11 protein-coding genes are annotated in these 9,840 nt (G+C 72.9%); 4 read left to right on the top strand and 7 right to left on the bottom strand.

Going from position 1 to position 9,840, the window contains the following annotated elements; all coding sequences use genetic code 11:
• The 3 genes from RIN80_RS24380 to RIN80_RS24370 all read left to right on the top strand — a co-directional run.
• Window positions 1-603: helix-turn-helix domain-containing protein (locus RIN80_RS24380; protein WP_309097791.1), on the top strand; the 603-nt coding region annotated here is incomplete at its 5' end.
• Between the two features lie 10 nt (window positions 604-613).
• Window positions 614-913 (top strand): hypothetical protein, encoded by a 300-nt coding sequence (locus RIN80_RS24375; RefSeq protein ID WP_309097790.1) that lies wholly within the window; start codon window positions 614-616, stop codon window positions 911-913.
• 106 nt (window positions 914-1,019) lie between these two features.
• Window positions 1,020-2,174, top strand: a complete 1,155-nt coding sequence (locus tag RIN80_RS24370) for a C40 family peptidase (RefSeq protein WP_309097789.1) — start codon at window positions 1,020-1,022, stop codon at window positions 2,172-2,174.
• Here the strand turns inward: RIN80_RS24370 and RIN80_RS24365 are convergent.
• Genes RIN80_RS24365 through RIN80_RS24345 form a run of 5 tightly spaced genes read right to left on the bottom strand, consistent with a single transcriptional unit; the run spans window position 2,171 to window position 7,824 of the window.
• On the bottom strand, window positions 2,171-3,433 hold the full coding sequence (locus RIN80_RS24365; protein WP_309097788.1) for a styrene monooxygenase/indole monooxygenase family protein: 1,263 nt from the start codon (window positions 3,431-3,433) through the stop codon (window positions 2,171-2,173). The genes RIN80_RS24370 and RIN80_RS24365 overlap by 4 nt on opposite strands.
• A 12-nt stretch (window positions 3,434-3,445) precedes the next feature.
• Window positions 3,446-4,093 (bottom strand): ATP/GTP-binding protein, encoded by a 648-nt coding sequence (locus RIN80_RS24360; RefSeq protein WP_309097787.1) that lies wholly within the window; start codon window positions 4,091-4,093, stop codon window positions 3,446-3,448.
• Window positions 4,074-4,496, bottom strand: coding sequence for a DUF742 domain-containing protein (locus RIN80_RS24355; protein WP_309097786.1), 423 nt, complete (start codon window positions 4,494-4,496; stop codon window positions 4,074-4,076). The genes RIN80_RS24360 and RIN80_RS24355 overlap by 20 nt, the downstream gene beginning before the upstream one ends.
• Window positions 4,493-5,017, bottom strand: a complete 525-nt coding sequence (locus RIN80_RS24350; RefSeq protein ID WP_309097785.1) for a roadblock/LC7 domain-containing protein — start codon at window positions 5,015-5,017, stop codon at window positions 4,493-4,495. The genes RIN80_RS24355 and RIN80_RS24350 overlap by 4 nt, the downstream gene beginning before the upstream one ends.
• A complete protein-coding gene (locus RIN80_RS24345) occupies window positions 5,014-7,824 on the bottom strand; it encodes a nitrate- and nitrite sensing domain-containing protein (protein ID WP_309097784.1) in 2,811 nt (936 codons plus the stop codon). The genes RIN80_RS24350 and RIN80_RS24345 overlap by 4 nt, the downstream gene beginning before the upstream one ends.
• 368 nt (window positions 7,825-8,192) lie before the next feature.
• Here RIN80_RS24345 and RIN80_RS24340 point away from each other — a divergent pair, with 368 nt between their 5' ends.
• Window positions 8,193-8,978, top strand: a complete 786-nt coding sequence (locus tag RIN80_RS24340; protein WP_309097783.1) for a protein phosphatase 2C domain-containing protein — start codon at window positions 8,193-8,195, stop codon at window positions 8,976-8,978.
• Window positions 8,979-8,994: 16 nt separating this feature from the next.
• On the opposite strand, the gene RIN80_RS24335 is transcribed toward RIN80_RS24340, so the two are convergent.
• Together RIN80_RS24335 and RIN80_RS24330 are read right to left on the bottom strand one after the other, a co-directional pair.
• Window positions 8,995-9,474, bottom strand: coding sequence for a MarR family transcriptional regulator (locus RIN80_RS24335; RefSeq protein WP_309097782.1), 480 nt, complete (start codon window positions 9,472-9,474; stop codon window positions 8,995-8,997).
• Window positions 9,475-9,643: 169 nt separating this feature from the next.
• A partial coding sequence (locus tag RIN80_RS24330) for a S16 family serine protease (protein WP_309097781.1) occupies window positions 9,644-9,840 on the bottom strand: 197 nt, incomplete at its 5' end.

Here is a 9,840-nt window from a genome sequence, read left to right as displayed (position 1 = left end):
CGCCGCAGCCAGTTGCTCACCGCCGCGCTGGGCCTCTTCGCGCACCGCGCGCCGGAGGAGGTCTCCCTCGACGACGTCGCCGAGGCGGCCGGCGTCTCCCGCCCCCTGGTGTACCGGTACTTCCCCGGCGGCAAGCAGCAGCTCTACGAGGCCGCGCTCCGCTCCGCCGCCGACGAGCTGCAGCACTGCTTCGACGAACCCCGCGAGGGCCCCCTGCTCCCCCGCCTGTCCCGCGCCCTGGACCGCTACCTCGCCTTCGTCGACGAGCACGACGCCGGTTTCAGCGCCCTCCTCCAGGGCGGCAGCGTCGTCGAGACCTCCCGCACCACCGCCATCGTGGACGGAGTCCGCCGCGTCGCCGCCGAGCACATCCTCAGCCACCTGGGCGTCACCGGCCCCGGTCCCCGCCTGCGCATGACCATCCGCATGTGGATCACCGCCGTCGAGGCGTCGTCGCTGATCTGGCTCGACGAGGACAAGGATCCCCCGGCGGAGGAGCTCCGCGACTGGCTCGTCGAGCAGTTCGTCGCCATGCTGACGGTGACGGCCCGCCGCGACCCGCAGACGGACGCCCTGGTCCTGGCCCTCGCCGAGGATGTCTGACACTGATCCCGTGAAGAGCGAAGACACCCCCTTCGAGGGCGGCCCCATGGACGGCAGGGTCCTGCCGGTCCTGCTCGGCATCACCGGCCACCCGCCCAAGACGTACCGCATCCCCGTCCCGGACCCGGACGGCGGAGCGCCCACCGTGCTGGTCTACCGGCGCGTACCCCGCGGACCGGGCAAGGCCGGCCTGACCAACCGCTGGAAGTACGCCTACGCCCCCGAGGGCGCCCCGGCGCGCCGGCTCAACTGGCCGTGGTCGAAGCCAGACGCCACGCCGCCCGGCAAGCGGGACGACGCCGACGGGTGACGGCGTTGCGCCGAACCGCGCACATTCACCGCGCGCACCCCGCGCACGCGGCACATCCTCACGGTGTCCGGCGGCACAGGGCCGCCCCCGCACCGGAGGTGACGGCATGTCAGGAACCCTTCTGCGACTGGTCTGCGTCGCGGCGACGGCAGCCGGAACGGCCCTGGCGTCCGTACCCGCCGCGGCCGCGCCCGAGCCGGACGCGGAACGGCCCTCCGTCGCCCGCCTCCTGACCGACCTTCAGCGCCTGTACCGCCAGGCCGAGCGGGCCACCGAGGCGTACAACGCCACCGAGGAGAAGCTGAAGAGGCAACGCGCCGAGACCGACCGGCTGGAGCGCGCCCTCGCCCGTGCCCGGCTCTCCCTGCACGACAGCCGCGGCGCGGCCGGCCGCCTGGCCCGGCAGCAGTACCAGAGCAGCACCGCCCTCTCCCCGTACGTCCGCCTGCTGCTGGCCCGCGACCCGGAGCGCGCGGTGGACCAGGGCCGGGTGATCGGCCGGATCGCTCGGGAGCGGGCCGGCACCGTGGGCCGGCTGACCGGCAGCGAACGCAAGGCCCGGGACCTCGCACGCAAGGCCCGCAAGGCACTCGACGAGCAGCTCGCCCTCGCCGAGCGGCGCAGGAAGGAACGCGACACGGTGCGCGGACGGCTGCACGACGTCGAGGAACTGCTCGCCTCCCTCGACCGGGACCAGCTCACGGCGGTCGCCGAGCTGGAGGAGGACGGTGTGGCGAAGGCGCAGAAGCGGTTCATGGCCTCCGGCGCGCTGGGCGCCGCAGGCAGCGCCGGCACCGTGCGCAGGCCCACGGCGGCGGGCGGCCGGGCCGTGCGCTACGCCGTACGGCAGCTCGGCAAGCCGTACGAGTGGGGCGCGGAGGGCCCGAAGTCGTTCGACTGCTCGGGGCTGACCTCGCAGGCCTGGGCCGCGGCCGGCACCCCCATCCCCCGGACCAGCCAGGAGCAGTGGAAGCGGCTGCAGCGGATCGGGCTGGACGAGCTGCGCCCGGGCGACCTGGTCGTGTACTTCGAGGAGGCCACGCACGTCGCGCTGTACCTCGGCGACGGCCAGGTCGTCCAGGCACCCCGCCCGGGCGCGAAGGTGAAGGCGTCACCGATCGCGGCCAACCCCGTCCTGGGCGCCGTACGCCCGGACCCGGACGGGAAGCCCCTGCGGCACTACGAGCCGCCGGAGCTCCCCGAGGGCGCGACGGACGGGTCGGACGAGGGCTACGACGGTGACACGGGCGACGAGGACTAGGCGGCGCCCGCGCCGGACGCCTCGACCAGGTAGGCCTGGGTCTTCGCCGGGTCGTAGAAGAAGTTCTCGAAGTCGGCCGGGTTGTTGAAGCCGTTGGCGAAGCGGTCGGCGACCGGCTGGATCTCCCCGGCGGCGCCGATGAGGTTCAGGACGTGCTCGGGCGGCGGCGCGAGCATCGTGTTGGTCCACTTGGTGACGTGCTGGGCGGTGTCCCAGTAGCGGTCGAAGGTGGCCCGCATCCACTCCTCGTCGAACGGCTTGTCGCCGTGCTCGACGATCGAGGCGAGGTAGGCGGCGGCGCACTTGGACGCCGAGTTGGAGCCCTGCCCGGTGATCGGGTCGTTGGCGACGACCACGTCGGCGACGCCGAGCACCAGACCACCGCCGGGGAGGCGGCCGATCGGGTTGCGGACGGTGGGGGCGTAGCGCCCGGCCAGCGTGCCGCCGGCGTCGGTGAGTTCGACCTTGGTGGCCCGCGCGTACTCCCAGGGGACGTACCGCTCCATGAGTTCCAGGGTCAGGGAGAGGTGCTCCGCGGGGTCCTTGACGCCGGCGAAGACGTCGAGCGGGCCGCCGGGTATGCCCTCCCAGAAGAGGATGTCGGCCCGGCCGGAGGTGGTCAGGCACGGCATGACGAACAGCTCGCCGACGCCCGGCACCAGGTTGCAGCGGACCGCCTCGGTGTCCGGGTGCTCGGGGCGCGGGCCGAGGCCGTGGACGTACGCCACGGCCAGCGCGCGCTGCGGCTCGCTGTACGGGGAGCGCTCCGGGTCGCGGGCGAACATCTGGACCAGTTCGCCCTTGCCGGCGGCGACCAGCACCAGGTCGTAGGTGCGGGAGAAGTAGTCGAGGTCGCCGACGGCCGCGCCGTGGATGACGAGCTGGCCACCGCGCTGGGCGAAGGTCTCCATCCAGCCGGCCATCTTCACGCGCTGGTCGATCGACTGCGCGAACCCGTCGAGGCGGCCCAGCCAGTCGATGGCCCGCGCGGCGGGGCCCTCGGACCAGGAGCCGGGGGCGGCGACCGAGACGCCGAGCCCTTCGATCTTCGGGGCCTGGGACTCCCAGAAGTTCAGCTGGAGGTCGCGCTCGTGCTGCAGGGCCGTGTGGAACATGCACTGCGTCGACATGACCCGGCCGGTGCGGATCTCGTCCGCCGTCCGGTTCGACATCAGGGTGACCTCGTACCCCTGCGACTGGAGGCCGAGGGCGATCTGGAGACCGGACTGGCCGGCTCCGACGACGAGTATCTTCCGCATGCGGGCTGTCCTCTACTCGGGGGTTTCGTCCAGCGCGTGGCCGACGAGGGCCAGGAGGGTCTCGATCACGGAGATCCGACGACGCGCGTCCATGATCATGACAGGTATGTGTTGCGGGATGGTCAAGGCCTCCCGCACGTCCTCCGGCTCGAACAGCTCGGCGCCGTCGAAGTGGTTGACCGCGACCACGTACGGCAGCCCGGAGCTCTCGAAGTAGTCCAGGACCGGGAAGCAGTCCTTCAGGCGGCGGGTGTCGGCCAGCACGACCGCGCCGATCGCGCCGCGCACGATGTCGTCCCACATGAACCAGAACCGCTGCTGGCCCGGCGTGCCGAACAGGTAGAGCACCAGGTCGTCGTCGAGCGTGATGCGCCCGAAGTCCATGGCGACCGTGGTGGAGGTCTTGTCCGGCGTGGCGGTGAGGTCGTCGGTGGCCTCGCTCGCCTCGGTCATCAGCGCCTCGGTCTGCAGGGGCGTGATCTCCGAGGCGGAGGTGACGAGCGTGGTCTTGCCCACGCCGAAGCCGCCCGCCACCACGATCTTCGTGGCTATGGGGGCCCGGGTGCGGTCGGTCTCCCAGGCGTGCATGCCCTCGCCGGGCTGGACGAACGGGGAGGAAGCAGCGACGCCGTGAGCGGCGTCAGAGACGACGGAGTCCACTCAGCACCCTTTCCAGCAGAGCGCGGTCCGGGCGGCCCGTGCCGTGGCCGGTCCCCGTTCCGTACACACGGATCTTTCCCTGGTCCGCGAGGTCGCTGAGGAGCACGCGGACCACGCCGAGCGGCATCTTCAGCAGCGCGGCGATCTCGGCCACCGTACGCATCCGGCGGCACAGTTCGACGATGGCCCGCAGCTCCGGCATCACACGGCTGGAGAGGTTGCCGTTCGTCAGTTCCTTGCGCTCCTCCGGGGCGTCCAGCGCCGCCGTGCTGGCCACGAACGTCTCCACGAGGAGGACGTGGCCGAAGCGGGTCCGGCCGCCGGTGAGCGAGTAGGGGCGGACCCGGGCGGGTTTGCGGTCACCGCCGCGGACCGGGAGGTGCTGCTTGGGCTTACTGCTCATCGGGCACTCCCCGTCGTCTGGGACTCCTCCAGGGATTTACGGAGCTCGCTGCGGAGTTCGGGCGTCAGGACATGGCCGGCCCGGCCGACGAACAGGGCCATGTGGTAGGCCACCACGCTCATGTCGCAGTCCGCCGAGCCGTGCACGCCGAGCAGCGAGCCGTCGCTGATCGACATCACGAACAGGCTGCCCTCCTCCATGGCGATCATGGTGTGCTTGACCCCGCCGTAGTCCATCAGCTTGGCGGCGCCGATGGTGAGGCTGCCGATGCCGGAGACGATGGTGGCGAGGTCGGCGGCGGAGCCGCGCGGGCCGGTGGACCGGCCCCCGCGGGTCTGCAGGGCCTCGCGGGCCTCCTTGTTGCGGTCTGCGTCGGAGGACAGCAGGAGCAGTCCGTCGGAGGAGACGACCGCCACCGAAAGGATGCCGGGCACCTCCTCGACGAGGTTGGTCAGCAGCCAGTGCAGGTTGCGGGCCTCACTGCTCAGTCCGATCAGTCCGAAGGTACTGGGCGCGGTCAACTGCTTGCCTCCTCGACTGTGCCCCCCGTGGCTACTTCGGAATCAGCTGGTCCAGATGTGCCGGTGGCCGGCCGCCGGTGCGAGGCCGTCTGCTCCGCGATCTCCGCCTCGACCTCGCGGTAGCCGGCCTGGGCGCCCTGGCGGAAGCCGCCGAGGCGGCGGCGCAGGGCTTCGGCGTCGACGGAGCCGCTGCGCTGGCGCGGGGCGGTGGTGGGGGCGGTGATCTTGGGCGTGCGCTTGGGCAGGCCCTTGTCGGTGACGCGTTCGTGTTCGGCGTCGGCCTCCGCCTCGGCTTCCGCTCCGGCGTGTTCGCTCCCGCCCGCACCCCCCGTGCGGGTTTCGTGAGCGTGCGGGGCCGGCTCGTGCGGAGTGGCTCCGCCGTCGTCGGCCGCGCTTTCGTGCTGCGTCGGCTCCGGTTCCTCCAGCGGTGGGGGAGCCAGCAGTTCCATGGTGGTCTCGGCAGGCGTCTCGGCCGGTGCCGTCGCCCCTTCCGCGGGTGCGGTCTCCTCCGCCGCCCCGGCCGGTTCCGGGTGCCCGGCCGCCGTCGCGCCGTGGCCGGCCTCCTCGCGCTGCACGGCCCTCTCGGCGAGGGCGACCAGCGGGTCCCCGCCGTTCGTGCGGCCGTGCAGGACGTTGGAGTTGGCCTCCGCGTCGGCGCCGGGCAGGGAGAAGGAGTGGGTGGCTCCGGAGGGCGGTCCGGAGGCCGGGACTGCCGCGGGCGGGGCCGCCGCCAGCAGGGTCCGGGGCAGGACGACGACCGCCGCGATCCCGCCCTGCTTCTGCTCGCGCAACTGGACGCGCACGCCGTGGCGGTGGGCGAGGCGGGCGACGACGTACAGGCCGAGGCCGAGGCCGTCCTCGCCCTCCTGGTCGTAGGGCGCCTCCGGGTCGAAGTCGGACAGGCGGGAGTTCAGGCGCTCCATCCGGTCCTCTGTCATCCCGATGCCCTCGTCCTGGACGGAGAGCATGACCTCGCCGTTCTCCAGCAGCCAGCCGGAGATCTCCACGGGCAGGTCGGGCGGGGAGAACGAGGTGGCGTTCTCCATGAGTTCGGCCAGCAGGTGGGAGAGGTCGTCGGCGGCGAACCCGGCGATGTGCGCGTGCGGCGGCAGCGCGGCGATGCGGACCCGCTCGTACCGCTCGATCTCGCTGACCGCGGCGCGGACGACGTCGACCAGCGGCACGGGCCCGGCGGCGTGCTGGACGTGCTCGGTACCGGCGAGGACCAGGAGGTTCTCGCTGTGCCGGCGCATGACGGTCGCGAAGTGGTCGAGCTTGAACAGCGTGGAGAGCCGGTCCGGGTCCTGCTCGCGCTCCTCCAGGTTCTCGATGACGGCCAGCTGCCGCTCGACCAGCCCGAGGGTGCGCAGGGCGAGGTTGACGAACGTGCCGCCGATGGCCGTGCGCAGCCGCTCCAGCTGGGCGGCGGCCTCGGCGAGTTCGCCGCGCAGTTCCTCGCGTGCGTCGGCCATCTTCTGGCGCTGCCCGACGAGGTGTTTGCGGTCGGACTCCAGCGTGGCGATCCGCTCGGTGAGGGCGGCCGCGTGCGCGTGCAGGGCGTTCACGGAGCGCACGACCTGGGCGAACTCGTCGTTGCGGCCGGTGAACCTCACCGGCTCCTCGGCCGCCGGGTCCTCGGCCTCGGCGAGGCGCTTCGACCCCAGGCGCAGGACCGCGAGCGGGCGGGTGAGGCTGCGGGCCATGCCCGTGGCGACACCGACGGCGAGCAGCATCAGGGCGCCGAGGATCGCGACGCGGATCTCCAGCGCGGTGACGTCGTCGTCCCGCAGGGCCTCCAGGTCCTTGGTGCGGCGGTCGTAGAGGGCGCTCTCGACGCCGCGCATCAGGTCGACCCGGGCGGACAGGGCCGCGTCCAGCCGTTTGGTGCTGGTGGACAGCTCACCGCCGGAGAGCGACGGCTGGTCGGTGAGGGTGGCGAGGTACTTCTCGGCGGAGTTGACCTCGGTGCCGGTCACCGTGTTGTCGAACGAGGTGCGGGCCGCCTTGGGGGCGGTGGCGCGGAAGTCCGCCAGGGCCGCGTCGGAGCGCAGCCGGGCCTGCTGGGCGGCGGCGCTCAGGGCGTCGCGCTGCCGGGCGTCGGCGCCGGTGGACGTGGCGGTCTCGGCCGGCAGTCCGGTGACGGGGTCGACGACCGTCTCGGTGCCGCGCGGCACGCTGAGCGCGGCGAGCAGCAGTCCCCGGGCCGCGGCGGCCTGCTGGACGGCGGAGTCCAGCTCGGCCAGCGCGTGACCGCCGGCGCCCGCGCGCGGCGGCGTCCGCTGGGCCAGCTGCTCGGCGAGCCGGTGGAGTTCGGTGATGGCGGCGGAGTACGCCTGGTGCGCTTCGAGAGCGCTGCTCTTGCCGGTGAGCGCCGCTCGCCGCACGGCCGCTATGCCGTCCAGGCCCGAGCGGAGCGCGGCGGGCGCGTCGGTGTCGGCGCGCAGCTCCTCGACCTGCCGGTCGACGCGTTCGCTGTGCTGCTCGGAGGGCGCCTTGGACTTGGGACGGCCGGCCGCGATGTAGGCGGTGACGTCGTCGCGCTCGTCGGCGAGGGAGTGCGCGAGGGCGAGGGCGTCCTGCGTCTGCTCCGCGAGCGTCACCAGCTCCTGGGAGTCGTGGAGTTCCGCTGAGGCGGCCAGCACCGAGGGGGTGCCGGCACCGGCGATGGCCGCGGCGACCACGGCCACGGCGACGATCAGCCGGTTGCGGACGTGTGTGGGGCGGCCCTTGCCGGTGGGGGGCGTCGCCTCAGCGCCCTGAACGGGGGCCGTCTGCTTGCCTGTGCGACGAGGCCGCGTCTTCTGCACCGGTGCTCGCATTCCTGACTCGTGAACCCTTGGGTCCGGGTGACGCTCCGTCAACTGGCGCGTACTCCCGGTACACTTCCCGACCCTCCCAGCGCCGGTGGGCAGCGCACGCGCATCACCTGACCCGCCACCCGAAGGAGTGAACCTCGGAGGGGAGTTGAGGGGCAAGTTCCACCGGCTCTTGCAGGAGGCTTGCCCGGTACGCCGGTTGGACGGCGGGACCGGGCGGTGGCAGTATTCGCCACCGCGTCTTCCCGGAACAAATCATTCCCTCCCAAACCAGGCGCCTGACCTGCGCGGGTGCGCCGGTACGGCAACCATTGCCAGCCTTTTGCGGACCATGTGAAGGGCTCGTGCAGACTGGCTGGATGCGTACTGAACTCGCCTCGGAGCCCGGAGACGCCGACCGACCCAACGAGGACTTCGCCGCTGTCGGGCTACCGGCTTCAGGACAGGGCGGTTCGCTCGTCGTGCTGGACGGTGTGACGCCGCCGAAGTCCGGGACGGGGTGTCTGCATTCCGTCCCCTGGTTCACCGCCCGACTCGGCGGCGCACTGACCGAACTGACCGTTTCACTCCCGGATGTTCCCCTGGTCGAGGCCTTGTCCCGCGCCATCGCGCGTACCGCCGAGGCGCACGCGTCAACCTGTGACCTTTCTCACCCCCGCACCCCTCAGGCCACGGTGGTCGTGGCCCGCTGGGATCCGGAAGCGGTGGAGTACCTCGTCCTGTCGGACTCGGCCCTCCTCCTGGAGTCCCCGGACGGCCCGGTGACGCCCGTCCTGGACGACCGGCTGGCTCTGCTGCCCCGTTCGGCACTGGCCACGGACGCGGTGGTGGACGCGACGCTGCGGAACAAGGAGGGCGGTTTCTTCACGGCGGCGGCCGATCCCTCGGTGGCAGGGCTGGCCGTGGCCGGAACCCTGCCCCGCCCTGAGGTACGCGCCCTGGCCGCCCTGACGGACGGGGCGACCCGCTGGGTGGAGAGGTTCGGGGAGGGCGACTGGGCGGACTGCTTCCAGGTCGTGCGCAAGGAGGGGCCGCAGGCGCTGGTGGACCGGGTGCGGACGCTGGAACGGGCGGATTCCGCCGCGACGTCGCTGGGCCGAAGCAAGCGGCACGACGACGCGACGGTGGTGTTCGTCGAGTTCTGAGGGGGCGGCCGCCCCTCTACTTCTCCATGCCCCGGTTGAGCTGGTGCAGCAGCCGGGCCAGCTCCGTGACCTCGTGGGTCTCCCAGTCGGCCAGGCGGCCGGCGTAACGGGCGCGGCGGGCCTCGCGGACCCGGCGCACCCGGTCCTGGCCCTCCTGTGTCAGGGCGACCAGCCAGGCGCGGCCGTCGGCGGGGTCGGGCTCGCGGGCGACCAGGCCGAGCTCCTCCAGGGCGCGCAGCTGGCGGGACATCGTCGCCTTGCCGACGCCGATGTACGCGGCGAGCTCGGTGGCCCGCTGCTTGCCGCACTCGTCCAGCCGGACGAGCAGCCCGTAGGCGGACGACTCCAGGTCGGGGTGGACCTCGCGGGCCATCTCTCCCTGGCTGGCCCGGGCCCGCCGCAGCAGGACGGTCAGTTCCCGCTCCAGCGCGAGGAAGGCGGGCCGGTCCACACCGCTTCCGGCCCGGTGTCCGTCGTCGTTGCCGCCCTCGTGCACGTCAGTCCCTGCCCATTTCGTCGCTACTGGAATTGTCCTCCGGCCGCCGTCGGCGCCGCAGTCCGGCAAGTATTCCCAGGTCAGGGCGTCCGTGTCCACAGGCCCACCACACGGTGAAGGCCCGGGTCCCCGCGCGGGAACCCGGGCCTCCCTCAACCGGCCGCGTCCGTCACGCCGCGACCGGAACCTCCGGCGCCGCGCTGTTCGTCGCGGGCGCGAGCGCCAGTTCCAGGACCTGGCGGACGTCGGTGACGGCGTGGACGTCGAGCTTGTCCAGCACCTCCGCCGGGACGTCGTCCAGGTCGGGCTCGTTGCGCTTGGGGATGATCACCGTGGTGACGCCCGCCCGGTGCGCCGCGAGCAGCT

It is taken from the genome of Streptomyces sp., from assembly GCF_031181705.1.
GTDB lineage: Bacteria > Actinomycetota > Actinomycetes > Streptomycetales > Streptomycetaceae > Streptomyces.
This window is presented reverse-complemented; position numbering and strand designations above follow the sequence as displayed.